The following is a 26243-nucleotide window of genomic DNA, read 5'->3' on the forward strand; positions in this document are numbered from 1 at the left end:
TCTATGTGAGGTAATCATTATGGCAATTTCTAATATGAAGGTTACTCTTTTATGTCCTGTAGAAATCGTGTGGAATGTGGTCACGAATCTAAATGATTTTTCCTGGAGAAGTGATTTAAAAGATGTAAGAATTATAGATGAGCATAACTTTATAGAGATTACCAAGGACGGAATTGAAACTCATTTTAAAGTAACAGAATGCGTTACATACCAATCATGGATATTTAAGATGGAAAATAAAAATATTAAAGGCACTTGGGTTGGAAAATTCTATGCAAAGGGTGATAAAACGATTCTGGACTTTACTGAAAACGTTGTCTCTAAAAAATTAATATTTAAGCCATTTATAAGTCTATACTTGAAACGACAACAAAAAATATATTTTAGAGATTTAAAAGCGAAACTGAATTGTGAAGTATCTAGTTAATAAATAGAACTAGTAAATAGTATGATATTGGATAAACAAGGCGTATACGATTATTTAAAAGAACATCATATAAATTTTGAAATTACAGATCACGCACCATTATTTAGTATGGACGATAAGCCGAATGTGCAGTTGCCATATCCTGAGTGGGATGCAAAGAATTTATTTATACGAGATCATAAACGAGAGCATTACTATTTAATTACCGTTCGCGGTTCTAAACGTGTAGATTTAAAACAATTCCGTAAGGACCACAAGCTTAAAAAGATTTCCTTTGGTTCAGAAGAGGAATTATGGGATATTTTGAAGATTAAACCAGGTCACGTATCTCCATTTTGCTTGCTCCATGATGAGGACCGTAAGGTTCATTATTATATTGACGCGGACTACGAGAATAATTTAATCGGCATACATCCGAACCAAAATGATGCGACTGTGTGGCTTCAAGGTAAAGAACTAGTTAAACTCATTGAAGAGCATGGTACAATAGTAGAATATATTACTTTGTAATTTAGGAGTATGTATGAATAAAAATTTATTAAAACGTATTGTACTAACATCTGCTATTGCCGTATTAGGTGTAAGTACATCTTTTGCAGCTCTTGTTATGGAACGAGATCAATCAGTTGATACAGCACCTAGCGTAAGTATGTATCGTTTTGAAGTACCTGTAGATCTACAAGGAACTTATAATAGTGCAGGCGTAGCTAATCTGACAGCATCTATGGAAAAAGAGCCTAATACATTGTCCATGAATGTGGCGCATGTAAAGGGGAATCCATCGGAGTCTTATGTAGTTGAAATCTATAAAGATTTAGCTGCTATTGAAGCACATCGCAAATCTGATCATTATCAAGCATTTGTTAATGAAGTAGGCTCTAAATTAACAAATCGTAAGATGTACGATGTACAGTCTGTACTTTTATTTGAAAAGAAAGATGCATTATCCATTGTAAATGATGGTAAGGCAGTGGTGACCTTAACTGAGTTTACTGTTGATAGTAATGAAATCGATACGGTACAACGACAATATCAACTCGATATGGAACGTGCCGTTCGGGATGATGCGGGTTATAAGGCTGGTTATGTGCTTCGTGAAAGACACGCAAAAAATCGCTGGTACGTCATTCAGATCTATAGCGATCAGGAAGCCCTTACTAAACACTTGAATAGCCCAGGTTATCGCTTTATGATGAGCCAAATCCAAGGTAGTCTACAAGGGGTTACTACTAAAGTATTAGATGGGGATATCCTTGTAAATCATGGTGGTCAAGCTTTTGTTAGACCTTAGTCTCTGATAAAATACTAATCAGTAAAGTTACTGCTAGCATATTATGTGCTAGCAGTTTTTTGCTATATAATAGGTTATAATCTAGTTAATTCTATTTAGGAGTTATATATGACACAACAAGAACGATTGCGCTATCTTTTAGAGGGATTAGTAGCAGAATATAAAGAGAAACATAACGAACATATAGATATTCCAGTAAATGAAGAAGAACAATTTTCTCTATTTAGAGCACTATGTAATATTCGTCCTGCAGGAGCCATGCCCGCTGAGTGGATGAAGGTAGAGGATGAATATTTAAATATATTGGCTCATGAAAAAGGCATCGTTACGATTAATGATATGGAAGAGCGAGAATCTCAAATCTATTTGTGGCAAGGTGATATTACTCGATTAGCTGTTGATGCCATTGTTAATGCTGCCAATAATCAATTACTTGGATGCTTTGCGCCTAACCATAAATGTATCGATAATACTATCCATACCTTTGCGGGTATTGAGCTCCGTATGGAGTGTAATAAAATGATAGAGTATTTAGATATGCCTGAGAAGACCGGTGTAGCTCGTATGACTTATGGGTATAATTTACCGGCAAAGCATGTACTTCACACTGTTGGACCTATTATTTATGAAGAGGTAACAGAGAAAGAGCGAAATGAACTAGCCTCTTGCTATCGCTCCTGCTTAGAGTTGGCTAATGCTTATAACTTACACTCTATTGCATTCTGCTGTATCTCTACCGGTGAATTCAGATTCCCTAATGAAGAGGCAGCACAAATTGCAGTCGATACTGTGAGAACCTATTTAAAAGAAACTAATAGTAAAATCCAAGTGGTATTTAATGTATTTAAGGATATTGATTATGACATCTACGACAAATTATTGGGATAATATAGAACGTGTGAAAGAAGCTATTAATGTTGCTGATGCGGTACTTGTTGGTATTGGGGCAGGTATGTCTACTGCAGCGGGTTTGACTTATAGTGGGGAACGTTTTCATAAATATTTTGATGACTTTCACAAAAAGTACGGTATCACAGATATGTATTCTGGTGGATTCTATTCATTTGAAAGCATGGAAGAATATTGGGCGTGGTGGAGCCGTCATATCTACTATAATCGCTATGATATTTCAGCAGGTGAACCTTATATTCGGTTGATGGAGTTGTTACAAAATAAGAATTACTTTGTGATTACCACTAATGTAGATCATCAAATGCAATTTGCTGGAGTGGATAAAAATAGATTTTATTACATGCAAGGTGATTTAGGCTTGTGGCAGTGCATTGAGCCATGTCATCAAAAGAGACTTATGATAATGAAGAACAAGTGCGCCGTATGGTGAAGGAACAAAAGGATATGAAAATTCCTACAGAGTTAATTCACCACTGTCCTAGATGTGGTGAACTAATGACGATGAATTTACGTGTCGACGGTGCCTTTGTGCAAGACGAAGGTTGGTATGTGGCTCAAAACGATATGCAACTTTTATAGAGAACTATAAAGATAAGAAAATCGTATTGTTAGAGCTTGGTGTAGGATTTAATACGCCGATGATTATAAAATATCCATTTATGCGGATGGCAGACGATAATATAGATGTATTATATGTGCCGATTAATATGGAAAAGCAAACTATTCCATTTGAAATTCAGCATAATACAATAGCATTTAAAGATGATATACAAAAGGTATTGAATGATTTGTTAGTTTAAGAAGGAGTTAATGTACTATGAACTATAAATATACTTATGAAAGTCCATTAGGAACTATGATTATGCTTGGTACATTGACGTACTTAACAGATTTGTTTTTTGTTGATGAAGCTCATGCACCTAGTTATGATGATGCGGAGTATATCGATCAGTTGACCGGTCCTTTTGAGGTGACTGTTATGTGGCTCAATGATTATTTTAAAGGGCAGAGACCACGCATATACCCGCCGATGCAACTGGAAGGTTCTGCGTTCAGACGGTCAGTATGGTCTATACTTCAAACGATACCGTATGGTGAAACGACTACATACGGTGCGATTGGAAAACAGATTGCAAAAGCGCAAGGTAAAGACAGTATGTCCGCTCAGGCGGTAGGAGGAGCTGTAGGCCATAATCCCATATCCATCATCATTCCATGCCATCGCGTAGTGGGGGCTAACGGACAGATGACGGGGTATGCAGGAGGCATCGTTCGTAAAGAATATATGCTTCGATTGGAACAAGAGCATAAATGATAGATGGGAATCAAAGAATAAATGATTGATGCAGGATTACTTTCAGATAAAGTATCTGTTGCGGTGATTGTACCGTGTTGAATTGAATTCTATAGAATCTATTGAAATTACATGCGTATAGTGTTAAGATTATTCATATATTCATGAATGTTTTGGAGGTTATGGTTATGAGTAAAAATATCGACTGGGACAATATCGGGTTCGGTTACATGGAAACCGATTACCGTTATTTATCTACATATAAAGATGGTAAATGGGATGAAGGCGGATTGATTACAGATGCCAATGTCGTTTTAAATGAATGTGCCGGTGTATTCCAATATGCGCAAACTGTTTTTGAAGGTTTGAAAGCATATTATACAAAAGATGGTCATATCGTATGTTTCCGTCCGGACTTGAATGCGGAACGCATGAATAGTTCTGCAGAACGTCTTGTGATGCCTACATTGCCTGAAGGCAGATTTGTAGAAGCCGTAAAAAAAGTAGTAGAAGCAAATAAAGATTTCGTACCTCCATATGGTCACGGTGCAAGTCTTTATATTCGTCCTTACATGATGGGCACAAATTCCGTTATCGGTGTAAAGCCGGCGGATGAATATCAGTTTCGCGTTTTTACGACACCCGTAGGACCTTATTTTAAAGGCGGCGCTAAACCGATTAAAATCCGTATCACTGACTTTGACCGTGCAGCTCCACATGGTACCGGTCATATTAAAGCGGGCCTGAACTATGCGATGAGCTTGTATGCGATTACCGATGCTCACAAAGCGGGTTATGCGGAGAATATGTATCTTGATGCGGCTACGCGCACACATGTAGAGGAAACCGGTGGTGCAAACTTTATCTTTATTACAAAGGACGGTACTCTTGTAACGCCTAAATCTGACAGTATTTTGCCGTCCATCACACGTCGATCCTTGATGTATGTGGCTGAACATTATCTCGGTATGAAGGTGGAACATCGTCCGGTGCATGTAGATGAGTTGAAAGACTTTGCTGAAATCGGTCTCTGCGGTACTGCAGCGGTTATTTCTCCGGTAGGTTTGATTCATACTGAAAAGGGTGATATCAACGTCCCTGCCGGTATGGATGATATGGGCCCTGTAACGAAAAAATTATATGATACATTGCTTGGCATTCAACATTGTGAAATTGAAGCACCTGAAGGCTGGGTTGTGAAAATCTGTTAATAAAAATTCGCTATTTTTTAACGGCTCATAAAAATGGCTTACTAAAAAGTGAATTAGTACAGAAGAGATTAGTAAATAGCGTGTATATAAAATAACGGCATCTATCGAATGGTAGATGCCGTTTGTTATATTATTCAGTTTTGATTTGCGTCGTATGGGGATTATAGGACAACGCGTATTATCTTATAATTTTATAACCCTAAAAGCTTAATTTGATTTTGTGCGATTGATCACTTTAGCCATGAATTTATCATTGTTGATGATGAATCGTTCATGCGTACCGCGGCCGATGATACCTATTCCGTCAGATGCTTCGATATCAAATGTGATTTTGCGACCTTCGACTGCGCTGACGGTAGCTTTTGCCGTAATCGTTGCACCGAGAGGTGACGGTGCTTCGTGAGTGATGGATAGGGAAATCCCCACCGTGCCTTCGCCGGCTTCCAGATGTGGCTGCACGGCTGCCTGTGCGGCTTCTTCCATGAGGGCGCACATAGCGGGTGTGGCGAATACTTCTAGGGCGCCGGATTTCATTGTTTTTGCGATGTTTGATTCTGTAACGACGACAGTGGCTGTCGCTGTTTGACCTGCTGATATCATGGTATACCTTCTTTCGTTGAGAATATTGTTATAATAATTGTATTATACATCTTTAAACAATTTTTATGCTAAATAAATTTTATGTTATTAGTATTATTAGAATTATATTTTTTATGCTACATAACTGGTTATAACTGTTCTATAGAATCCGTGATATAATGGAACTAGTTTTTATAAAACGAGGTATATATGAGTAAAAGACAGTTAAAGCCTTCCGGTGAGGGCTGGGTTCAGTTAATAGCAGGCATCGGTTTTATTGCCCTATTAATTGCCATTAATATAGTAGATCCTACATTTTATCCGACCATGTGGCATCTGGCTACAGATGGATCGATGGAGGAAATTGCAGAGTATATTCAAAGCTTCGGACCTATGGCGATGTTGATCAGCATGGTCCTCGACATTTTTGTTAATGCGGTCGGCTTTTTACCATCCATTTTTATTTCTACGGCTAACGGTTTGGTTTTCGGTATGTGGCCTGGTATTATTATCTCCTGGCTCGCTGAAACGATTGGCGTCGTTATCAGCTTTTATATCATGCGATACTTCTTGCGCGATACGGCGGATAAACTGATTGCCAAGAGCAGCGTGCTGATGAAAGTAGATGATTTTTCCGGTAAAAACGGCTTTGTCGTTATGCTTTTTGCACGGTCGTTACCGTATTTCCCGTCCGGTGTTATCACGGCTTTGGGCGCTATCAGTAAGATTAAGCCTCGTGATTATATCTTGGCTAATTTAATCGGTAAGTTTCCTTCGACGGCGCTCGAAGTCGCCATCGGTACGGATATCGTTAATTTTCAGGACAATATGTCCCGTCTCGGTATCATCGTCGTCGTGGCAGGCATTGTATATTTTATATTGTGGAAAGTATATAAATATTATATCAATAAACGAAATGCCGAGCAGGACCATGATCCGAATGCGTAATATCGCAGCTGGTTAATGTCGAGTTACAGAGCAGCGTGTGATTTGTAATGATGCTATTGAATGCATAGCGTAATAGAACGTAGATATAGTTATTATGTGAAAGAGGCGATTTTATGAGCTTTTCCCTTCCTGAACGGGTGACCTTGAAAGGTCCTAATTTTATTCGTGAAGTTTTTGAACGTGGTGTAGGCGTAGATGGTTTTATTAGTTTCGGTATCGGTAATCCCGCTCCCGAGGCGATTCCCGTCGAAATTATTGAAAAAGCTTTTGATGAGGTGGTACATTCAAACCCTATGAGTTTGTTGCAATACGGACCGATGCAAGGCGATGCCAGACTTGCTGAATTGACTTTACAGCGCTTGGTTAAAGCGCATCATATGAACCCGGAAGGTCAAGGTCTCATCATTTCTAATGGAGCGGGACAACTGTTAGGTCTTGTGCCTATTACCGTTATTGAACCGGGTGACGAGGTGTACATGGATGAGTTCACTTTTACCAGTGCAATCAATTCGGTGCGCAATATGGGCGGTAAGGCCGTTGGTATTAAAACAGATGAATACGGGATGATTCCGGCTGAGCTGGAAAAGGCTGCTCAATCGGGAAAGGGGAAATATATCTATCTCATTCCTAATTTTCAAAATCCTACAGGGATTACGATGCCACTGGAACGACGGAAAAAGATTTACGCCGTTGCCTCAAAATATGATTTATTTATTTATGAAGATGATCCTTACGGTGAAATTCGTTTTGCCGGTGAATATATTCCGACGTTTAAGTCTTTTGATACGGAGGACCGTGTCCTTTATGCAGGTTCTTATTCCAAGACGTTATCGGCAGGTCTTCGGGTAGGTTTCTTGTTCGGGCCGGCGAAGATTATAGAGGCGATTCAGGCCCTTAAAAATAATACGGCAGGGCAGATGCCGTTAGTGACACAGAAGGTAGTGGCACATGTTTTAGATACCATTGATTATGATGGACACCTCGATAATGTACGCAAGGTATATAAAATGAAGTGCGATGCATTGCTTAACGCTTTCGATACATATGCAAGCTCTAAAGTTCATCTTACAAAGCCCACAGGCGGTATGTTCGCATGGATGACGATGCCGGAATCCGTCGATTGCGATGCATTCTTTGAAGCCTGCATGGATAAGAATGTGGGCATAATTAAATGCGGAGCCTTCGCGGCGGACGGAGCCGGTGAGGGTCATGCATTCCGCTTGAGCTATACGGTACCGACTGTTGAGGAAATTACAAAAGGTATGGAAATTTTAGGCTCTTTGACTAAAGAATTCTGTGGTGAATAAGATGTGACTTGAGTTTACAACATGGTTGAAACAGATAGGGCTTTTACAATACATCAACGTGTTTTCACAATATATGGAATTAAAAAGCTATGATGAATAAGTTTATAATCATATATGGTATATCTATATATTGATAAATTTTGATATAACATGATACAATGTTACTGTAGATACGTTGTATTTACGGTGTAAAAATTAAACTTTTATATAGATTATAAAGGTAAGTCCTTTAAAGAAAGTAGGTGTTTATTATGGGGTGCAGTAGCAGTGGCAGCGATTGCGGCGGATGCCCATCTCAATCCTCCTGCGGTGGTGGCGCACCACAACAACCGCAAGATCTTACGGCTCCGTTACATGAATTGAGTTCCGTTAAGCATGTTATCGGTGTTGTTTCCGGTAAAGGCGGCGTAGGTAAGTCCTCGGTTACGAGTTTGATGGCCATTACGATGGCTCGTAAAGGTTATAAAGTCGGTATTCTAGATGCGGATATTACAGGCCCATCCATTCCTAAAATCTTTGGTATCAAGGAAAAAGCGTATGCCGATGAAATCGGTATGTATCCTGTGAAGTCCAAGGGCGGTATCGATGTTATGTCCGTAAATCTTCTCTTGGAAAACGATACGGATCCTGTTTTATGGCGTGGTCCGATTTTAGGTAATGTGGTTAAACAATTCTATAGTGATGTTATTTGGAAGGATATCGATTATTTATTTGTTGATATGCCGCCGGGCACAGGTGATGTGGCGATTACCGTTTATCAATCCTTGAAGTTGGATGGTATTATCATCGTTACGTCTCCTCAGGATTTGGTATCCATGATTGTTGAAAAGGCCGTAAAAATGGCTGATCTCATGCAGGTGCCGATCATCGGTGTAGTAGAAAACTACTCTTATTTCCATTGCCCAGATAACGGCAAGGATTATGAGATTTTTGGTAAAAGTCATATTGAAGAAATTCTTCAGAAGTACGGCTTACTTTTGTTGGGTCGTTTGCCGATTGATCCTACCATTGCCAACCTTTGTGATCAAGGTGATATTGAATCCATTGAAAAGACAAATTTGGAGGATGTATCCTTACCGCAATAGGCTATATTCTACATGTGAGCTGTACATGCCATCGGTGTGTGCAGCTTTCTTTTTACAATAGATTTTATTTATAATACACAAATAAATTTATATTTCTATTTTATATACTATGGATTTATACTAAAGATAATATAGTGAAAGCTATAGACGATATGATATGGTTGTTACTATATACCTTGAAATTTTAATAATGGATTGTTAGGCTTTTTGAAGTCCCTAAGTAGGAGGTATGTAAATGAAGAAACTTATTAATTGGTTAATTCCAATCATCTTAGGTTTGGCGATATGGTTTGTGCCTACACCGGAAGGGTTAACCCCACAGTCCTGGCATTTATTTGCCATCTTTGTCGCTACTATCGCAGGCTTTATTACGCAGCCGTTGCCGATCGGTGGCGTGTCTATTATCGTTATCACAGTTGCTGCATTAACGGGAACATTAAAGATCAGTGAAGGCTTATCCGGCTTTTCTGATACATCAATTTGGTTAATTGTTGGAGCATTCTTATTTTCTCGTGGTTTTATTAAAACCGGTTTAGGCAAGCGTATTGCGTATAATTTAATCTCGGCTTTTGGTAGCTCAAGTTTACGATTGGCTTATGCGCTGGCATTATCAGACTTGATATTGGCGCCCGCAACACCGTCCAATACGGCACGTGTAGGCGGTGTTATCATGCCGATTACAACAAGCTTGGCAAAAGCATTCGGTTCTGAACCGCAAAATGGCCCACGTAAAATCGGTTCATTTTTGATGCAGTCTATTTATCAGGTAAATACCGTTACATCTGCCATGTTCCAAACTTCCATGGCCGGTAATACATTGGTTGCTGCGTTGGCACTTCAATCCTTTGGAATCGGTATCACTTGGGGTGACTGGGCCATGGCCGCTATCGTTCCGGGGTTAATTGCATTGTTAATTATGCCATATTTTATATATAAAGCATATCCACCTGAAATTAAAGATGCCCGTGAAGCACAACAAATGATTCGTCAAGAATTAAAGGAATTGGGTTCTATGAGTTTCCAGGAGTGGGTCATGCTTGGTGTATTTATTTTAGCGCTTGTATTGTGGGCTACATCTCAGTTTACACAACTTCATGCAACTGTTGTAGCATTTATCGGTATCTCTATTTTATTAGCTACGGGGGTGCTGATTTGGGATGATGTTAAAAGTGAGAAAGGTGCCTGGGATACATTGGTATGGATGGGTACCTTGATGGCTTTCGCCGGATTTCTTTCCAAACTGGGCTTTATCAAATGGGCCACCGTACTAGTTGGCGGTTATATTCCGGAAGGTTCCTGGGTTATTGCATTTATTGTAGCCGTGGTTGTCAATACATATGCACATTATGTATTTGCATCGCTAACGGCGCATATTTCCGCAATGTTCGTAGCATTTTCTGCGATTGCAATTTCCGCAGGTGCTCCACCGATGTTGACATTGTTGATGATCGCTTTCACATCTAATCTCTGTATGTCCTTGACTCACTATGCGGCAGGTCCATCTCCGGTAATATTCAATACCGGTTATGTTCCTCAAAATACATGGTGGAAACTCGGTTTCTTCACGTCCGTAATCAACTTGATCATCTTTATAGGCATTGGTTCCGCATGGATGAAACTGATCGGTATGTGGTAAGTCGGTATTAATTGTAAATACAAATCAAGATTTACATAGTATAATTACGGTCCAATTTTATTGATGTAAACGTATCTATGTATACATGAAGCCGTCCCGTTGGGGCGGCTTTTTGTGATAAAATAAGAGCAGTAATCATATGTGATTAATCTATAATACTATTATAGATTATATGAATAGTGAAAGTATTCATTATGATTGTATGATTACATGTATGCTTTTGCATAGGAGGTACATATGAAGTTTGATAATCAACAATTATTGAAATATATTGGTGCGTGCACGTCACCGTATCATACGGTAGATACGAGTTTACAAATGTTATTGGACTCGGGATTTACCGAACTTTCATTGGAGGATACATGGAAATTGCATCCCGGTTCTTATGTGGTGAATGTATTCGGCACGACATTATTTGCCTTTCATATCGGCAAGCACCCTCGTCATACATTGCGGGTTGCATCGGCACATACGGATTTTCCCGCAATTCGCGTAAAACCGAATCCCGTTGTATCCGTGAAAGGTTATAAAAAATTAAACGTGGAAATGTACGGCGGCCTTATCGAAAATACATGGCTCGACAGACCTTTGGGGGCTGCCGGGACCGTTGTGCTTAAAGGTGAATCCGCATTTGATGTGGATTCCGTTTTAGTGGATACAAAGAGGCCCATCGCCATCATTCCGAACTTGGCGATTCATATGAATCGCACCGTTAATGACGGGGTAAAGCTGAACCGTCAGAAAGATATGTTGCCGATTCTCATGATGGAAAAAAGAGATGTCGATAACGGAACCCGTAATGCGGATAGTCATGTTAAAGCTGTTTCAACTCTAGATAATGATGAATCTATTGAATGTTATGATGAATGGATGCACTTTCTTGCGGATGAGGTCAATTGTGATCCATCGGAAATTTTATCCTATGAAATGACGTTATATCCTGTTGAGCAAGGCTGTACACTAGGGATAGACGGTGATTTTATCAGCTCACCGCGATTAGATAATCTGACATCCTGTTTCGGTGTATTGTCGGGAATTATTGCAGCTCATAAAAATAAAGTCGACGGCATTCGTTGTGCCATTTTATTCGACAATGAAGAGGTAGGAAGTCGGACTAAACAAGGCGGAGCCGGTATGTTGTTACCGAATCTGGTAAAACGTATTTATGATGTATTAGGCTTTACTGCGCAGGATATGGATGAAGATTTGGCAAAGGGTTTTATGATTTCAGCCGATGTAGCTCATGGATTACATCCTAATTATCCGGAGAAAAATGATATTACGAATATACCCGTGCTCAATCAGGGCCTGGCACTTAAAATGGCCTCCAGTCAGTCCTATGCGGGTGATGCGAAGGCGATTGCCATCGTTAAGGGGCTTTGTGAGGAGGCCGATGTACAGTATCAGATCTACGTAAATCGTTCCGATGTTCCCGGAGGCTCTACGGTGGGATCGATTTCTTCCGCTATGTTACCGATGCGTACCATGGATATCGGCTTACCGATTTTGGCGATGCATTCCGCGCGAGAAACAATGGGATCCGCTGATCAAAATCAACTGAATCATTTAATGAATTATTTCCTCGGAGATGAGTAAATACTATCTTTTATTATGGTGAAAATATTGTATAATAAGTGTATATCAGTATGAATACAAGGATATCGTTATTTTTGATGAGTCATATCTATATATGCTTATAACTAAATATATATCCGATTAGTATTTATATATTAATAAAATTGAAAGCTGAAGGTTCACATCCGTCGAAGCTGGTAGGAGGCAATACATGAAAAAAATCAAATCCGTTTTGGTTGCCAACCGTGGTGAAATTGCAATTCGCGTATTTCGCGCATGTAATGAAATGGGTATTAAAACAGTAGCCATTTACTCTAAAGAGGATACATTGTCCTTACATCGTAATCAAGCTGATGAAGCCTACCTCGTAGGGGAAGGTAAGAAACCTGTTGATGCATATCTTGATATTGAAGATATCATCCGTATTGCAAAAGAACATGACATCGACGCCATTCATCCGGGTTATGGATTCTTATCCGAAAATGAAGGTTTCGCCCGTCGATGCGAAGAAGAAGGAATTATTTTTATCGGTCCTAAAATTGAACATCTTCATATGTTCGGCGATAAGGTTAATGCCCGTGAACAGGCGAAATTGGCTGACATCCCTATGATTCCGGGCTCTGATGGAGCGCTTAAGGATTTTGCTCAACTGGAAGAATTTGCTGATACTCATGGCTTCCCGTTGATGATTAAAGCCGTTAACGGCGGTGGCGGTCGCGGTATGCGTGAAGTTCATCGCAAGGAGGATCTTCGTGATGCGTATGATCGCGCTAAGTCTGAAGCGAAAGCCGCGTTCGGTGATGACGATGTATACGTGGAAAAACTCATCGTAGAACCGAAACACATTGAAGTACAAATTCTGGGTGATGAACACGGTAATGTGGTTCATCTCCATGAACGTGACTGCTCCGTACAACGCCGTCATCAAAAGGTCGTTGAAATGGCGCCTGCCTTTGCGTTACCGTTGGAAACGCGCAAAGCTGTATGTGATGCAGCCGTTAAGATCATGAAGAATGTTCACTACGTCAATGCTGGTACAGTTGAGTTTTTGGTAACAGCGGACGGCAGTTTCTACTTCATCGAAGTTAACCCTCGTATTCAGGTGGAACATACTGTAACGGAAATGGTTACGGATATTGATATTGTACATTCTCAGATCCGCATTGCTGAAGGCTACAGCTTACATAGTCCTGAGGTGGGAATCCCTGAACAGGATAAAATTCCTTGTAAAGGAACGGCTATTCAATGTCGTATTACCACTGAAAATCCGAAAAATAACTTCATGCCCGATACGGGTAAAATCCTTGCATACCGTAGTTCCGGCGGTTTCGGTATCCGCCTTGACTCGGGAAATGCTTTCACGGGTGCTGTCGTAACACCGTATTATGATTCCTTGCTTGTGAAAGCGACTGCATTCGGGCCTAATAATGACGAAACTATTCGTAAAATGTTACGTTGCCTGAAGGAATTCCGTATCCGCGGCGTAAAAACTAATATTCATTTCTTAATCAATGTATTGGAAAATCCTGAATTCCAAAGTGGTCATTACAATGTAAACTTCATTGAAGAACATCCTGAATTGTTTGAATTGAAACCGGATCGTGACCGTGGTACAAAATTATTGCGTTACATTGCGGATGTGACGATTAACGGCTATTCCGGCGCCGGTCATCAGGAAGTTCCTGACTTTGATCCTATTCAGATGCCATCTGCATTGGATATAAGCCCTGCGGAGGGAACAAAACAGACCTTCGATAAATTAGGTCCGGATAAATTTTCTAAATGGTTGAGCGAACAGAAACAAGTATTCTTTACGGATACTACATGGCGTGATGCCCATCAATCATTATTTGCGACTCGTCTACGTACCATTGATATGGCACGTGTAGCCGGCCATGCGGCAAAAGGTGTACCGAACTTATTCTCTCTTGAATGTTGGGGCGGTGCTACCTTTGACGTATCCTATCGTTTCTTGCATGAAGATCCATGGGAACGGTTGCGCATGTTCCGTCGCGAAGTACCGAATACATTGTTGCAAATGTTGCTTCGCGGTGCTAATGCGGTAGGTTATACTTCATATCCGGATAATGTGGTACGTCAGTTTATTCAACGTGCCGCTGTAAACGGTATCGATGTGTTCCGCGTATTTGACAGCTTGAACAGCTTGGATAATATGCATGTAGCCATCGATGAAGTTCGTGCTCAGAATAAAATAGCCGAAGTGGCTCTATGTTATACGGGCGATATTTTGGACGGGAAACGTACAAAATACAACTTGGACTACTATGTGAACATGGCGAAAGAGCTTGAAAAAGCAGGGGCGAATATTATTGCCATCAAAGACATGGCGGGCCTCTTGAAACCGCAAGCGTCTTATAATTTGGTATCCGCCTTAAAAGATGCGGTGTCCGTTCCTATTCATTTGCATACACATGAAGGCTCCGGTAATTCCATTTATACATACGGCCGAGCAGTAGATGCCGGTGTAGATGTTATCGATTTGGCGTACTCCGCGTTTGCTAACGGCACAAGTCAGCCGAGCATGAATTCCATGTATTATGCCTTGGCAGGTCATGAACGTCAGCCTGAAATGAATATCGACTACATGGAGGAAATGTCCCATTACTTTGGCAGCATTCGACCTTACTATAGAGGTGTCGATAAAGCTGAAGCATATCCTAATACAGAGGTATACCAACATGAAATGCCGGGCGGACAATACTCCAATTTGCAGCAACAGGCAAAGATGGTAGGCCTTGGTGACCGCTGGACGGATATCAAGAAAATGTACCATCAGGTCAATATGATGTTCGGTGATATCATTAAAGTAACGCCGTCCTCCAAGGTTGTAGGGGATATGACATTGTACATGGTACAAAATAACTTGACGGAAAAAGATATCTTCGAAAAAGGAGAGCTTCTTGATTTTCCTCAATCCGTAGTGGAATTCTTTGAAGGCCGCCTCGGAACACCGTACCAAGGGTTCCCTGAAAAGTTACAGAAGATTATCTTGAAAGGGGCGCGTCCTATTACCGTTCGTCCGGGTGCCGTATTGCCTCCGACCGATTTTGAACATGTCCGCAATGAATTGAGCGATATGGGTGCGCAAACCACTGATGAAGATGTAAGTGCATATTGCCTATATCCTAAGGTTTATCAGGATTACAATAAATTTGTAAGCGATTTCGGTGATGTGTCCGTACTTGATACGCCGACGTTCTTCTTCGGTATGAAGCGCGGCGAAGAAATTCAGGTAACCATTGAAAAAGGTAAGACCCTTATCATCAGAATGAACGGTTATTCCGAACCTGATGAGGATGGTAATCGCATTGTATTGTTTGAGTTTAACGGTCAATCGCGTAGCATTAAGGTTCATGATAAACATGCAAAAACCACCGGTGTTGTTCGTCGTAAAGCGGATGAATCGAACCCTGGTGAAATCGGAGCTACATTATCCGGATCTGTTGTTAAGATTCTCGTTAAGAATGGTCAGTCCGTAACGAAGGGTGAACCGTTAATCGTAACGGAAGCCATGAAGATGGAAACGACGATTACGGCTCCAATCGACGGTATCGTTGAAGAGGTTCTCGTTCGTGAAGGCAGTCGTATTGAATCCGGTGACTGTTTGCTTCGTATCGAGGATGCTTTGAAGCGATAAGGACTATAACTTAATAAAAGTTTATTCTCTATTTTGATAATTTGAAAATCGTGGGAATAATGAAGAAATCCCTAGGAAATCCTAGGGATTCTTTGTATTTTAGCGGTTTTCATGGTACTATATATAGTGTAGAAAATGGGCTTATTATGCCTGTTTCACTTAATATTTAGTAGAAAAGGAGTAGTAACAGATGAGATGTCCTTATTGCCAACACACAGACACGAAGGTAACAGACTCGAGAACGACTGATGAAGGTAATAGTATTCGCCGTCGCCGCGAATGTATCAATTGTGGCCGTCGCTTTACTACATATGAAATTATAGAAGAAGTGCCGCTTATGGTACTAAAGAAAAACGGACGCCGTGAACTCTTTGATCGCGGTAAATTATTAAACGGTTTATTGCGCTCCTGTGATAAACGAACTGTGCCGATGTCCGTGATGGAACAGGTTGTTAATGATGTGGAACGCGATATCCGCAACGAAATCAATCAAGAGGTAACTACGGACCGTATCGGTGAACTGGTATTGCAACAATTAAAGGATATCGACCAAGTTGCCTATGTTCGCTTTGCCAGTGTATATCGCAAGTTTGACAATATTGACAGTTTTATGGAAGAGTTAAAGGCCCTTAAAAAGCTAGATGCCAAAAAGCCGAAACGTAAACCTGCCGTTGAAGAATAGTTATTTTCGCAGTATCGATTATACATGGTTTTGAAATCATGATGTATACGATGTGTGGGGCCTTATGATAGATTTACATTGTGATACGATGATGCAGCTGCTGGATCATCCTGACAGCGGTGATTTATATCGAAACCGCTGGAAAATAGATATAGAAAAATTACGGAAGGCTCACAGCAAGGTGCAAGATTTTGCATTTTATATCGATTTACATGAAACAGATAATCCTTATGGTCGCTATGAGGATATGCGTGATTTATGTACATCGCAAATTGAGCGTTATGGAGAGCACATAGAGCATGTGCTCTCTTATCAGGATATACAGGGGGTATATGAGTCCGGCAAAATCGGGGCTCTTCTTTCCATTGAGGAGGGCGGTGTTCTTGGTGGTGATTTACAGAAACTTTCACAAGCCTATAAGGACGGCATACGTCTTATCACATTGACCTGGAATTATCCGAACGGATTGGGAGAACCTCATTGTGGGGATCAATCCAAAAAATTGACGGCTAAGGGTGTTGAATTTGTCGAAGCCATGCAGGATATGGGGATTATTGTTGATTGTTCACATCTCAATGATGCTGGAACGGAGCAGTTAGGTGATATCCTTGATGTCCCTTTCGTCGCATCTCATTCAAATGCGCGGGCAGTGAGAAATCATACGCGTAATTTACCTGATACCCTTATTAAGCTCATCGCTAATAAGGGGGGCGTTATAGGGCTCAATTTTGCGCAGAATTTCCTGGGCACATCGCCGGTCAGTCGTATTGAGGACATTGTTAAACATGGACTATACCTTATCGATAAGGGCGGTGAAGATGTGTTGGCGTTGGGCACTGATTTTGACGGTATTCCACTGGAAACGGAAATCGCGGATACATCGCAGATGAGTCGTCTCTATGATGCGTTTGGAATGGCCGGTTTGACCGTGGAACAACGGGATAAGATATTTTGGAAAAATGCGGACAGACTGTTAAAGGAGCTTTTATGATGAATGATTTAAATCCTATGATTGCAGAGCGATTTTCTGAGCATTTAGATGTTTTTGGAAAGACCATGGAACAGATGGAGATTATCCAGGACATAGGAATTCGCTGTAAAACAGCTATTGAAAATGGAAATAAAATATTGTTTTGCGGCAATGGCGGATCTGCAGCAGATTCTCAGCATTTGGCGGCTGAATTGATCGGTCGGTTTAAAAAGGAACGTCGTTCCTTGGCTGCTGTTGCACTTACGACGGATACATCTATTTTGACATCCATTGCCAATGATTATGATTATGATGTTGTCTTTGCTCGTCAGGTGGAGGGACTTGGTCGCTCCGGAGATGTTCTCATCGGAATTTCTACGTCGGGAAATTCCAAAAATGTTCTGAAAGCTGTTGAAATGGCACGCTCCATCGGTATGCATACAATCGGATTTACCGGCGAAGGCGGCGGCAAGATGGCCGAGCTTTGTGATATTACACTCGCCGTTCCGAGCAAGGTGACGGCCCGCATTCAAGAAATGCATATTTTAGCAGGTCATATCATCTGTGAATTAATCGAAGAAGACTATTGATGAGTAGATAGGAATATAAGCTATGATCAATACCACAATTAATCAATTTTTAATGAATACATTGCCAAATCTTAACATTGCCGTTATCGGTGATGTGATGGTGGACCGATATGTATTTGGCGATGTGAGTCGCATTTCGCCGGAAGCTCCTGTTCCGGTAAATCGCGTTTCTCAAATAAAAGAGGTGCTTGGTGGCGCCGGTAATGTGGCGTCTAATTTGGCAAACCTGGACTGTCATGTATACTTAGGAGCTTTATCTGGCAATGATGATCATGGTCGCCTATTGAAATCCCTCTTGGAGGCAGATCACATTGATACTTCAGGACTCATCATCGATGATAATCGCTCCACCATTACAAAGATGCGTATTTTAGGTGACCGTCAACAGATGATGCGCCTTGATTTTGAAATAATTATAGATTTAACCTCCGATGAGGAAATGCAACTTGCAACATGGTTGGAGAATCTTTGCAAATCGGGTATAGACGGTATCGTTATTTCCGATTATGGTAAGGGCGTATGTACACCGAGCCTGTTAAAAAAGGTCTTTGCGTTGGCAAAACAATACAATGTACAGACTATCGTGGATCCTAAGGGGGCCGATTGGTCTAAATATAACGGGGCGACGTGTATTACCCCGAATGTGAAAGAACTCGGTGAATGCGTGGGGCGTACGTTGGTGAATGATGATGAATCTATCGTCAATGCGGCGAAGGAGATTCTGCAATCTGTTGATTTAGATTATATTGTAGCCACTCGCTCCGCAAAAGGGATTACCGTTATCGCGAAGGATGGCCGTACATGGCACAATCCTGCGACACAGCAGGAAGTATTTGACGTAAGTGGTGCCGGCGATACGGTGGTGTCGATGATTATTACATGTCTTGCAGGTAAATTATCGATGCGATTAGCGCTTCATATTGCAAATGGTGCGGCCGGTATCGTCGTAGCGAAGGTGGGAACCTATCCGATTCATCGCTCCGAGTTGATAGAACTGTGGCACTCTTTGCAACGGGGCTTACAGGATAAGCCTCTATACACGAAAGAGGAGATGTCAGATCTCGTGAAACGGTGGCAGCAAAATGGAGACACCGTGGTATTTACGAACGGATGCTTCGACATTCTTCATCGCGGACATATTACATATTTGCAAGAGGCGGCTCAACTCGGCGACCATCTGATTATAGGCCTTAATTCAGACTGTTCCGTCCGTCGTTTGAAAGGGGAAACGCGTCCCATCGTAAGTGAAGATGATCGTGCTGCACTGCTCAGCGCTTTGGGCTGTGTGGACGGAGTTGTACTGTTTGAAGAAGATACGCCTGCAGAACTATTGGCCTATTTGCGACCTAATATACTCGTTAAGGGCGGAGACTATAAAAAAGAAGATATCGTAGGGCGTGAGTCCGTTGATGATGTAGAGGTGCTTTCATTTAAAGAAGGCTATTCCACGTCGGATATAGTAGGAAAAATAGCCGAGATGGCTAAGGAGGGCAAATTATGATTATCGTAACCGGTGGTGCCGGTTTTATCGGCAGTAATATTGTGAAAGCCTTGAATGAGCGTGGTCGTACGGATATTATTATCGTTGATGACCTCACAGATGGGCGTAAAATTCGCAATATTCAAAACCTGGAATTTTTAGATTATATCGATTGTGATGATTTTGATTATGCTGTTGCTGACGGATCTTTTGATGTAGGGCCTATTGACGTCGTGTTCCACGAAGGCGCTTGTGCAGATACGATGGAATATAACGGTAAATATATGATGAAAAACAATTATGAAGGGTCTAAAAATCTCTTTCATTATTGTCAGGATCGTCGAATTCCATTTATTTATGCATCATCCGCGTCTACTTACGGTAATGGTACCAACGGTTTCGTAGAGAAACCAGAAGCGGAAGAAGCACTTAATCCATATGCGTATTCTAAGCTTTTGTTTGATCGTTATGTGCGTAAATTTGAAGGTGAATACACCGCACAGGTGGTAGGACTTCGCTACTTTAATGTATACGGCCCTAACGAAGCCCATAAAAATAAGATGGCATCGCTAGTTCGTCAAATGTTCTATAAAAATCAGGAGACCGGTGTAATCAATTTGTTTGAAGGCACGGACGGTTATGAAGATGGCGGTCAGACACGAGATTTTATCTACGTAAAAGACGTGGTCAATGTGAATTTCTATTTCTGGGAACATCCTGAAATCTCCGGTATATTTAACTGCGGTACGGGTAATGCACATAGCTTTAATCAATTTATGCAGGCTGTTATCGATTACAATGGTAAGGGTAAAATTGAATACATCCCGTTCCCTGAGGTATTAAAGGGCAAATACCAAAGCTTTACCGAAGCGGATACGACTAAATTGATGGCTGCCGGTTATGATAAAGGCTTTACAAAGATGGAAGATGCCGTTAAAGAATATTGTGAACTGTTGGAACATAATGAAGGATATTTACGTTGATGCGCAAAGTACTGTTTCTCGATCGGGACGGGGTCATCAATAAGGATGTGAACTATCTTTACAGGATTGACGATTTACAATGGGTTGATGGTGCTAAAGAGGCGCTTGCATATGCCTACAGTAAAGGGTATGACCTCATTGTGGTGACCAATCAGAGCGGTGTGGCCCGGGGGTATTATACGGAACATGATGTGCAGATTCTGCATGAATATATGGGGCGTGAACTGGATGCCTGCGGGGCTCCGATTTTACGTTTCTACTATTGTCCTCATCATGTAGAAGGCACGGTGTCTCGCTATGCCGTTGAATGTGAATGTCGCAAACCGAAACCCGGTATGATATATCAGGCCATTAAGGATTATGATGTGAATGTTGGTGAAAGCTTTCTCATAGGAGATAGTCCGCGTGATATTGAGGCCGCCGAGGCGGCCGGTATAAAAGGGTACTTATTTACGGGTACCAATTTGTTGGATTTTATAAAAACGATTATTTAGCGTGTAATTTTATACTTTGATATAGATATGATGGAGGTGATGGTATGAAAGATTACAAGAATATACTCATTATCAAGATGAGCTCTTTAGGCGATGTTATACATGCATTACCTACCTTGTATGCAATTCGTAAGAACTGGCCCGATGCGCGTATCACCTGGGCTATTCATGAACAGTTCGCCAGCCTCCTACCCGGTACCCCCTGGATCGATGATGTCATCATTATCGACAAGAAGAGGTTGAAACAACCGGCATATCTTTGGGAGCTTAGAAAAGAGCTACATAGTCGTCATTTTGATATGACCTTAGATTTACAATGTATTGCAAAAAGTGCTATAGTTTCTCTACTATCGGGGGCGCCTGAAAAATACGGTTACTGGGAACTGCGCGAAGGCAGTAATCTTGTGAATAAAGCCCTTGTAGGAGAGCACAAGTACGATCATGTTATCGAGAGATATTTAGATACCGTTCGCGCCTTGGGTGGCGAAGTGGAAGGTGTTGAATTTCCCATGCCCGTCTACGGGAATGCGGAAAAATCGATTAAATATCGTCTTCAATGCTTTGGTATTTCCGATGATGAATATGTCGTAGTAGTACCCGGCGCACGATGGATAGTAAAGGAATGGCCTCTTCTCAATTTTGGCGAACTCTGTATTCGCCTCTGTGAATCAGGTAAGAAGGTCGTCATCGCAGGTGCACCAGAGGATATTGAGAAGGGCGCTTTCATAGAAAATTATGTAAAGAATGATAATCTCGTAAATCTCGTTGGGGCTACATCGATGGAGGAACTGATAGAACTGATCCGTCGATGCGAAGTATTTATCAGCGCCGATACGGGACCGCTACATATTGCAAATGCCTTGAAGCGGCCTCTCATTGCCTTATTCGGTACGACATCACCTAAGCGGACAAGTCCTTATGGAGGCAGTCACGTACATCTCATCATTTCTCCTACCTCAAAGGCGACGCCGGAGGACCCGTTGGTTGATGATCCGGACTGCATGGCTCAGATCCCGGTGGATGCGGTATGGTCCGTATATGAGCAAGTGCTTGGAAAGGAACTGTAATGGAACTCGATAATAAGCGAATTGTTGTGACCTTTCTCATGCATCTGGGTGATGTTATCCTGACGACACCGTTTTTAGAGGTATTGCGAAAGGCGGCACCTCATAGTCATATTACATATGTAATAGATGAGAAATTACAGCAGGTTATGCAGTATAATCCAAATATTGATGAACTTGTCGTCGTGGATAAAAAAGGGCGTCATAACAGTATTTCAGGCCTCAATGCGGTCGCGTGTGAGATCAATGCGAAGGGTAAGCCGGATATCGTGATTAATCTGCATCCCAATGAACGCACATCATATTTAGCGTGGAAGATTCATGCACCTGTTACAACGGGGATGAGTCATTTTTTATTCAGACCCTTTATGACGAAGTATACGCGTCTCGACCGCAAGACGCGTCATGCCGCGGATATGTATATCAATGTTTTGGAGCAGTTAGGGGTTGCGGATTTATCAAATTCCGGTTTACATATAGAAACTTGTGAAGCTTGGCGCCGTGAGGCATATGATTTCTATACCGATCATGGTGTAAAGGATGAAGATAAGCTTATCGGATTCAATATCGGTAGTGCGGTCCCTGAAAAACGATGGCCTGCCGAACGTTTTGTCCATGTGGCGGATTATTTCGGACGGCAAGGGTACAAGACGATATTCTTTGGAGGCCCTATGGATATCGATATGGTAGAACCGGTTGTAAAGATGATGGAAACAAAGCCGATTGTCGCGACCGGTGCATTTCAGTTAGGGCCTTTGGCTGCGGCTATGGGGCGGTGCTCCTTGCTCATCACGAATGATTCGGGACCGATGCACGTCGCTGTGAGTCAACATGTGCCCGTAGTGGCACTTTACGGACCGTCAAATCCATTTTTTTACGGACCGTATCAATCTGAATCTATTGTTCTTGAGTCCATGGATACATATGAAATCGGTAAAAGTATGAAACAGATCATCAAGGAAGGTCACTACGCGGGAATTTCCGTAATATCCGAAGATGAAGTGATTAAAGCGGCGGAAACGTTGCTTTCAGAAACAAAATAAAGGCCAGTTATGAATTATATTGTATTTGATTTGGAATGGAATCAACCGTACAGTAACGATATCAGTTTTATGAAACGCACAAAGATGCCGTTGACGGGTGAGATTATTCAAATCGGAGCAGTAAAATTGAATGAACGGATGGATATCGTAGATCATTTTACGATGTTTATCAAACCTCGATATTTAACACGCATGCATAAACACGTGCGTGAATTGACGGGGATTACATCGTTGGATTTGAATCATGGCGTGCCGTTTAAGACGGCCATGCATCATTTTCAAGCCTGGTGCGGCGATCAATACATGCTCTTATCGTGGGGTTCTGATGATATTCTCATTTTACGGGAAAATCTCATGTTGCACAGTATGAAAGTGCTGTCCTATGATCAGTGGGTGGATGCGCAGATGATTTATGCCTATCAACGGTACGGAACAAATCAACAGTATTCCGTATCCCATGCCATGGAGGATTTAGGAATTTCCTCAGAGCATTTGTCGGCACACAATGCATTGCATGACGCGGTTTTTACGGCACATATTTGTCAGAAACTGGATATTCCTGAAGGAATACGGCAGTATGATGAGATCCGTAAGACCGGTTCCAATCCATTGTTATATCCGCCGATTCTGACGTTTTTTATGTATGAGAACTTTTCCGAAAAGAAGCGTGTTGTCCATGATAAACGGGTTAGACTGTCGTTTTGTCCATATTGCCAGAATAGATTGGATATGACGCAGCCGGAACGGTTACAGGGGGATAAGTATCTTGCACTCGGTATTTGTCCTAAACATGGCGATTTTGCGGTGCAGTTAAAGGTTGGAAAATATACGATCAGATCGGGAATTACAAAGTTTTATGTTACAAAAGTACTGACACATTGTACCGATGAGATTCGTTTATTATATAAAAACAAGTCCGAGGTTAATCGGGAGAAAGAAAGATTATATCATGAACATCGCAGAGCGGAGCTGGAAAAGCGACATGCGACTAAATGATTTGATTTTAATGTCAATCGAATAAGATTTCTATGAAGCTGTATTCTGTAGATTTAGAGGCTTATTTTATACAGGATATTGAGGCATAGAATACCTTTAGAAAGGATAATTGTATGGAACGTAAATATGCATGGCACAATTATGATGATGCGACCATATCCAAAGTATATGAGTTAAGTGATGGATATCGTCAATTTCTAGATGATGGAAAAACTGAACGGGAATGTGTGATTCAGGCTGTACAGATGGCAAAAGCGAAAGGCTATGTTAATTTACAGGATTTAATTGCATCAAATACGTCAATCAAGGCGGGGGATAAGGTGTATTATACCCACATGGATAAATCCATCGCTCTTTTCAATATCGGTACGGATGATATCGAATTGGGCATGAATCTGTTAGGAGCCCATATCGATTCTCCTCGTATCGACGTTAAACAAAATCCTCAATATGAAGACAGCAATCTGTTATTTTGGGATACTCATTATTACGGGGGAATCAAAAAATATCATTGGGTTGCGATGCCTTTGGCTATTCACGGTGTAGTTGTGAAGACTGACGGTACCCGTATCGATATCAATATCGGCGATAAGGACACGGATCCTGTTTTCTGTATTACCGATTTACTGCCACATTTGGGTCAGGAACAGATGCAGAAAAATGCGGCAAAGGTTATCGAAGGGGAGGCGTTGGATCTGCTCATCGGCAGCCGTCCCGTAAAAGATGAAGAGAAGGACGGGGTTGCTAAATTTATTAACGCCCTTCTTGAAAAGGAATATGGTTTTGAGGAACGGGATTTATTATCCGCAGAACTTGAAATCGTTCCTGCCGGCAAAGCACGCGATATGGGTTTTGATCGGTCCATGGTTATGGCGTATGGTCAAGATGACCGCGTATGTGCCTACACTTCATTGGTAGCGATGCTCGAAGTGGATCAGGTAAAACGTACTACATGCTGTTTGCTTGTGGATAAAGAGGAAATCGGTTCAGTCGGCGCTACGGGTATGCAATCCCGATTCTTTGAAAATGCGGTGGCTGAAATTTTAACGCTTATGAGAAAACCGAATTCTGTCAGCGTTCGTCGTACATTGGAAAAATCACGCATGTTGTCCTCCGATGTAAGCGCCGGATATGATCCTCTTTACGGCTCCGCTTTTGAAAAGAAAAACGCCTCTTTCTTAGGAATGGGCGTTGTGTTCAATAAATTTACGGGGGCTCGCGGTAAATCGGGCTCTAATGATGCCAATGCGGAGTATATGGGCTTTATTCGCCGCATTATGGAGGCCAATAATGTTACATATCAAACGGCTGAGCTCGGTAAAGTCGACCTCGGTGGAGGCGGAACCATTGCATATATCATGGCTTTGTACGGTATGAATGTCATTGATTGCGGTGTGGCTGTACTCAGCATGCATGCTCCGTGGGAAGTTACCTCCAAAGCGGATATTTACGAAGCTAAACAGTGTTATGTCGCGTTCCTTAATGCGGCAGATGAAACAATCTAATGATAGAGGGCTTTCACCGGTGGTGAAAGTCCAATTCATGTATGAGGTGGATTATGAGTAAAACGGAATTGGGCGCCGCTATTGCAGCCGCTAAAGACAATGCATCGGAGGTAAAGACCGTAAAGGTCGATATCTTTGATATTCCTGAATCGAAGGCGGATGAATACATTGCAAATCGGGAAGAAGTGGCAAAGGCTGCCGCAGAGGTTATGAAACCATACTGTGTAACGGTAAAACGAGAAACACTTGAGATGGATGAAGGTGAAGCTGTTGTCGGTTACTATGTGACAGGCGAGATTTTGATGTGTGTTATCCTGGACCCCTTTGAAGTTCCCGTTATGAAGATGGCCCTCGATAAGGGAACGCTGAAGGAGTATATTCTAGCCGCAAACGAATTGACGGAAGAAATGTTGGCGTCTTTAAATCGATAACCTTATCTCATAAAAACAGTATTTTCTGTATATTCAATATGAACAAATGTAAAATACTTTAGTCTGCTACATTGATGTAGTA

27 protein-coding genes are annotated in these 26243 nt (G+C 41.4%); 26 read left to right on the forward strand and 1 reads right to left on the reverse strand.

The annotated features are described in order from the left end of the window. Positions 1–19 precede the first annotated feature (19 nt). The 9 genes from VEHSUH05_RS06075 (at position 20) to VEHSUH05_RS06105 (ending at position 5135) form a co-directional block, all read left to right on the forward strand. Positions 20–427: a hypothetical protein gene (locus VEHSUH05_RS06075; protein ID WP_054673163.1), complete on the forward strand. Its 408-nt coding sequence runs from the start codon at positions 20–22 to the stop codon at positions 425–427. A gap of 24 nt (positions 428–451) precedes the next feature. After that, positions 452–937: a prolyl-tRNA synthetase associated domain-containing protein gene (locus VEHSUH05_RS06080; protein WP_054673790.1), complete on the forward strand. Its 486-nt coding sequence runs from the start codon at positions 452–454 to the stop codon at positions 935–937. A gap of 13 nt (positions 938–950) precedes the next feature. Next, the gene (locus VEHSUH05_RS06085) at positions 951–1718 is read left to right on the forward strand and encodes a putative quinol monooxygenase (RefSeq protein ID WP_105091051.1); all 768 of its coding nucleotides are present in this window, start codon (positions 951–953) and stop codon (positions 1716–1718) included. A gap of 108 nt (positions 1719–1826) precedes the next feature. Further along, positions 1827–2606 (forward strand): protein-ADP-ribose hydrolase, encoded by a 780-nt coding sequence (locus tag VEHSUH05_RS06090; RefSeq protein ID WP_105091052.1) that lies wholly within the window; start codon positions 1827–1829, stop codon positions 2604–2606. Next, positions 2578–3060 carry an SIR2 family NAD-dependent protein deacylase gene (locus VEHSUH05_RS09400; RefSeq protein ID WP_245875936.1) on the forward strand — a complete coding sequence of 161 codons (483 nt, stop codon included), beginning with the start codon at positions 2578–2580 and terminating at the stop codon, positions 3058–3060. Before VEHSUH05_RS06090 ends, VEHSUH05_RS09400 begins: the two co-directional genes overlap by 29 nt. Next, on the forward strand, positions 3054–3209 hold the full coding sequence (locus tag VEHSUH05_RS09405; protein ID WP_245875937.1) for a hypothetical protein: 156 nt from the start codon (positions 3054–3056) through the stop codon (positions 3207–3209). Before VEHSUH05_RS09400 ends, VEHSUH05_RS09405 begins: the two co-directional genes overlap by 7 nt. Before the next feature lie 26 nt (positions 3210–3235). Then, positions 3236–3430, forward strand: coding sequence for a hypothetical protein (locus VEHSUH05_RS09410; protein ID WP_245875938.1), 195 nt, complete (start codon positions 3236–3238; stop codon positions 3428–3430). Positions 3431–3447: 17 nt separating this feature from the next. Continuing rightward, complete coding sequence (locus VEHSUH05_RS06100; RefSeq protein WP_105091053.1) at positions 3448–3945, forward strand: methylated-DNA--[protein]-cysteine S-methyltransferase; 498 nt, start codon at positions 3448–3450, stop codon at positions 3943–3945. Positions 3946–4112: 167 nt separating this feature from the next. Continuing rightward, positions 4113–5135: a branched-chain amino acid aminotransferase gene (locus VEHSUH05_RS06105; RefSeq protein WP_105091054.1), complete on the forward strand. Its 1023-nt coding sequence runs from the start codon at positions 4113–4115 to the stop codon at positions 5133–5135. Positions 5136–5342: 207 nt separating this feature from the next. Here VEHSUH05_RS06105 and VEHSUH05_RS06110 read toward each other — a convergent pair whose 3' ends face one another. Beyond that, complete coding sequence (locus VEHSUH05_RS06110; RefSeq protein ID WP_105091055.1) at positions 5343–5735, reverse strand: thioesterase family protein; 393 nt, start codon at positions 5733–5735, stop codon at positions 5343–5345. A 189-nt stretch (positions 5736–5924) separates the two neighbouring features. Here VEHSUH05_RS06110 and VEHSUH05_RS06115 point away from each other — a divergent pair, with 189 nt between their 5' ends. The 17 genes from VEHSUH05_RS06115 (at position 5925) to VEHSUH05_RS06195 (ending at position 26161) form a co-directional block, all read left to right on the forward strand. Beyond that, the gene (locus tag VEHSUH05_RS06115) at positions 5925–6662 is read left to right on the forward strand and encodes a TVP38/TMEM64 family protein (RefSeq protein ID WP_054673174.1); all 738 of its coding nucleotides are present in this window, start codon (positions 5925–5927) and stop codon (positions 6660–6662) included. Between the two features lie 113 nt (positions 6663–6775). Beyond that, on the forward strand, positions 6776–7969 hold the full coding sequence (locus VEHSUH05_RS06120; RefSeq protein WP_105091056.1) for an aminotransferase-like domain-containing protein: 1194 nt from the start codon (positions 6776–6778) through the stop codon (positions 7967–7969). 251 nt (positions 7970–8220) lie between these two features. Next, positions 8221–9054 carry an Mrp/NBP35 family ATP-binding protein gene (locus tag VEHSUH05_RS06125; protein ID WP_038114649.1) on the forward strand — a complete coding sequence of 278 codons (834 nt, stop codon included), beginning with the start codon at positions 8221–8223 and terminating at the stop codon, positions 9052–9054. Positions 9055–9289: 235 nt separating this feature from the next. Beyond that, positions 9290–10690: an anion permease gene (locus VEHSUH05_RS06130; protein WP_105091057.1), complete on the forward strand. Its 1401-nt coding sequence runs from the start codon at positions 9290–9292 to the stop codon at positions 10688–10690. Between the two features lie 237 nt (positions 10691–10927). After that, the gene (locus tag VEHSUH05_RS06135) at positions 10928–12286 is read left to right on the forward strand and encodes a M18 family aminopeptidase (RefSeq protein WP_105091058.1); all 1359 of its coding nucleotides are present in this window, start codon (positions 10928–10930) and stop codon (positions 12284–12286) included. A gap of 190 nt (positions 12287–12476) precedes the next feature. Next, entirely contained in the window at positions 12477–15923 is a 3447-nt protein-coding gene (locus tag VEHSUH05_RS06140; RefSeq protein WP_105091059.1) for a pyruvate carboxylase, read from the forward strand. 190 nt (positions 15924–16113) lie between these two features. Beyond that, a complete protein-coding gene (nrdR, locus tag VEHSUH05_RS06145) occupies positions 16114–16605 on the forward strand; it encodes a transcriptional regulator NrdR (protein WP_038114662.1) in 492 nt (163 codons plus the stop codon). Between the two features lie 64 nt (positions 16606–16669). After that, positions 16670–17596, forward strand: a complete 927-nt coding sequence (locus VEHSUH05_RS06150; protein ID WP_105091060.1) for a dipeptidase — start codon at positions 16670–16672, stop codon at positions 17594–17596. Further along, the gene (gene gmhA, locus VEHSUH05_RS06155) at positions 17596–18165 is read left to right on the forward strand and encodes a D-sedoheptulose 7-phosphate isomerase (protein ID WP_038116000.1); all 570 of its coding nucleotides are present in this window, start codon (positions 17596–17598) and stop codon (positions 18163–18165) included. Before VEHSUH05_RS06150 ends, gmhA begins: the two co-directional genes overlap by 1 nt. A 22-nt stretch (positions 18166–18187) precedes the next feature. Continuing rightward, positions 18188–19666, forward strand: a complete 1479-nt coding sequence (gene rfaE1 / locus VEHSUH05_RS06160; protein WP_105091061.1) for a D-glycero-beta-D-manno-heptose-7-phosphate kinase — start codon at positions 18188–18190, stop codon at positions 19664–19666. After that, complete coding sequence (rfaD, locus tag VEHSUH05_RS06165; RefSeq protein WP_105091062.1) at positions 19663–20628, forward strand: ADP-glyceromanno-heptose 6-epimerase; 966 nt, start codon at positions 19663–19665, stop codon at positions 20626–20628. Before rfaE1 ends, rfaD begins: the two co-directional genes overlap by 4 nt. Further along, complete coding sequence (locus VEHSUH05_RS06170) at positions 20628–21122, forward strand: D-glycero-alpha-D-manno-heptose-1,7-bisphosphate 7-phosphatase (protein ID WP_038114675.1); 495 nt, start codon at positions 20628–20630, stop codon at positions 21120–21122. Before rfaD ends, VEHSUH05_RS06170 begins: the two co-directional genes overlap by 1 nt. Positions 21123–21166: 44 nt before the next feature. Further along, positions 21167–22189 (forward strand): glycosyltransferase family 9 protein, encoded by a 1023-nt coding sequence (locus tag VEHSUH05_RS06175; RefSeq protein WP_105091063.1) that lies wholly within the window; start codon positions 21167–21169, stop codon positions 22187–22189. Further along, on the forward strand, positions 22189–23229 hold the full coding sequence (locus tag VEHSUH05_RS06180; RefSeq protein WP_105091064.1) for a glycosyltransferase family 9 protein: 1041 nt from the start codon (positions 22189–22191) through the stop codon (positions 23227–23229). The genes VEHSUH05_RS06175 and VEHSUH05_RS06180 overlap by 1 nt, the downstream gene beginning before the upstream one ends. A 9-nt stretch (positions 23230–23238) precedes the next feature. Then, the gene (locus VEHSUH05_RS06185) at positions 23239–24225 is read left to right on the forward strand and encodes a 3'-5' exonuclease (protein ID WP_105091065.1); all 987 of its coding nucleotides are present in this window, start codon (positions 23239–23241) and stop codon (positions 24223–24225) included. 113 nt (positions 24226–24338) lie between these two features. After that, positions 24339–25730: an aminopeptidase gene (locus tag VEHSUH05_RS06190; RefSeq protein WP_105091066.1), complete on the forward strand. Its 1392-nt coding sequence runs from the start codon at positions 24339–24341 to the stop codon at positions 25728–25730. Between the two features lie 53 nt (positions 25731–25783). Then, positions 25784–26161, forward strand: a complete 378-nt coding sequence (locus tag VEHSUH05_RS06195; RefSeq protein WP_038114690.1) for a hypothetical protein — start codon at positions 25784–25786, stop codon at positions 26159–26161. Positions 26162–26243 lie beyond the last annotated feature (82 nt).

Origin of the sequence: Veillonella denticariosi JCM 15641 (genome assembly GCF_002959855.1) — a bacterium.
GTDB classification, from domain to species: Bacteria; Bacillota; Negativicutes; order Veillonellales; family Veillonellaceae; genus Veillonella; species Veillonella denticariosi.

Bases quoted from the DNA above. Each gene is read 5' to 3' on its own strand.
- VEHSUH05_RS06075 (WP_054673163.1), top strand. From the start codon at position 20: ATGGCAATTTCTAATATGAAGGTTACTCTTTTATGTCCTGTAGAAATC.
- VEHSUH05_RS06085 (WP_105091051.1), top strand. From the start codon at position 951: ATGAATAAAAATTTATTAAAACGTATTGTACTAACATCTGCTATTGCC.
- VEHSUH05_RS06090 (WP_105091052.1), top strand. From the start codon at position 1,827: ATGACACAACAAGAACGATTGCGCTATCTTTTAGAGGGATTAGTAGCA.
- VEHSUH05_RS09400 (WP_245875936.1), top strand. From the start codon at position 2,578: ATGACATCTACGACAAATTATTGGGATAATATAGAACGTGTGAAAGAA.
- VEHSUH05_RS09405 (WP_245875937.1), top strand. From the start codon at position 3,054: ATGGTGAAGGAACAAAAGGATATGAAAATTCCTACAGAGTTAATTCAC.
- VEHSUH05_RS06100 (WP_105091053.1), top strand. From the start codon at position 3,448: ATGAACTATAAATATACTTATGAAAGTCCATTAGGAACTATGATTATG.
- VEHSUH05_RS06105 (WP_105091054.1), top strand. From the start codon at position 4,113: ATGAGTAAAAATATCGACTGGGACAATATCGGGTTCGGTTACATGGAA.
- VEHSUH05_RS06110 (WP_105091055.1), bottom strand. From the start codon at position 5,735: ATGATATCAGCAGGTCAAACAGCGACAGCCACTGTCGTCGTTACAGAA.
- VEHSUH05_RS06115 (WP_054673174.1), top strand. From the start codon at position 5,925: ATGAGTAAAAGACAGTTAAAGCCTTCCGGTGAGGGCTGGGTTCAGTTA.
- VEHSUH05_RS06120 (WP_105091056.1), top strand. From the start codon at position 6,776: ATGAGCTTTTCCCTTCCTGAACGGGTGACCTTGAAAGGTCCTAATTTT.
- VEHSUH05_RS06125 (WP_038114649.1), top strand. From the start codon at position 8,221: ATGGGGTGCAGTAGCAGTGGCAGCGATTGCGGCGGATGCCCATCTCAA.
- VEHSUH05_RS06130 (WP_105091057.1), top strand. From the start codon at position 9,290: ATGAAGAAACTTATTAATTGGTTAATTCCAATCATCTTAGGTTTGGCG.
- VEHSUH05_RS06135 (WP_105091058.1), top strand. From the start codon at position 10,928: ATGAAGTTTGATAATCAACAATTATTGAAATATATTGGTGCGTGCACG.
- VEHSUH05_RS06140 (WP_105091059.1), top strand. From the start codon at position 12,477: ATGAAAAAAATCAAATCCGTTTTGGTTGCCAACCGTGGTGAAATTGCA.
- nrdR (WP_038114662.1), top strand. From the start codon at position 16,114: ATGAGATGTCCTTATTGCCAACACACAGACACGAAGGTAACAGACTCG.
- VEHSUH05_RS06150 (WP_105091060.1), top strand. From the start codon at position 16,670: ATGATAGATTTACATTGTGATACGATGATGCAGCTGCTGGATCATCCT.
- gmhA (WP_038116000.1), top strand. From the start codon at position 17,596: ATGAATGATTTAAATCCTATGATTGCAGAGCGATTTTCTGAGCATTTA.
- rfaE1 (WP_105091061.1), top strand. From the start codon at position 18,188: ATGATCAATACCACAATTAATCAATTTTTAATGAATACATTGCCAAAT.
- rfaD (WP_105091062.1), top strand. From the start codon at position 19,663: ATGATTATCGTAACCGGTGGTGCCGGTTTTATCGGCAGTAATATTGTG.
- VEHSUH05_RS06170 (WP_038114675.1), top strand. From the start codon at position 20,628: ATGCGCAAAGTACTGTTTCTCGATCGGGACGGGGTCATCAATAAGGAT.
- VEHSUH05_RS06175 (WP_105091063.1), top strand. From the start codon at position 21,167: ATGAAAGATTACAAGAATATACTCATTATCAAGATGAGCTCTTTAGGC.
- VEHSUH05_RS06180 (WP_105091064.1), top strand. From the start codon at position 22,189: ATGGAACTCGATAATAAGCGAATTGTTGTGACCTTTCTCATGCATCTG.
- VEHSUH05_RS06185 (WP_105091065.1), top strand. From the start codon at position 23,239: ATGAATTATATTGTATTTGATTTGGAATGGAATCAACCGTACAGTAAC.
- VEHSUH05_RS06190 (WP_105091066.1), top strand. From the start codon at position 24,339: ATGGAACGTAAATATGCATGGCACAATTATGATGATGCGACCATATCC.
- VEHSUH05_RS06195 (WP_038114690.1), top strand. From the start codon at position 25,784: ATGAGTAAAACGGAATTGGGCGCCGCTATTGCAGCCGCTAAAGACAAT.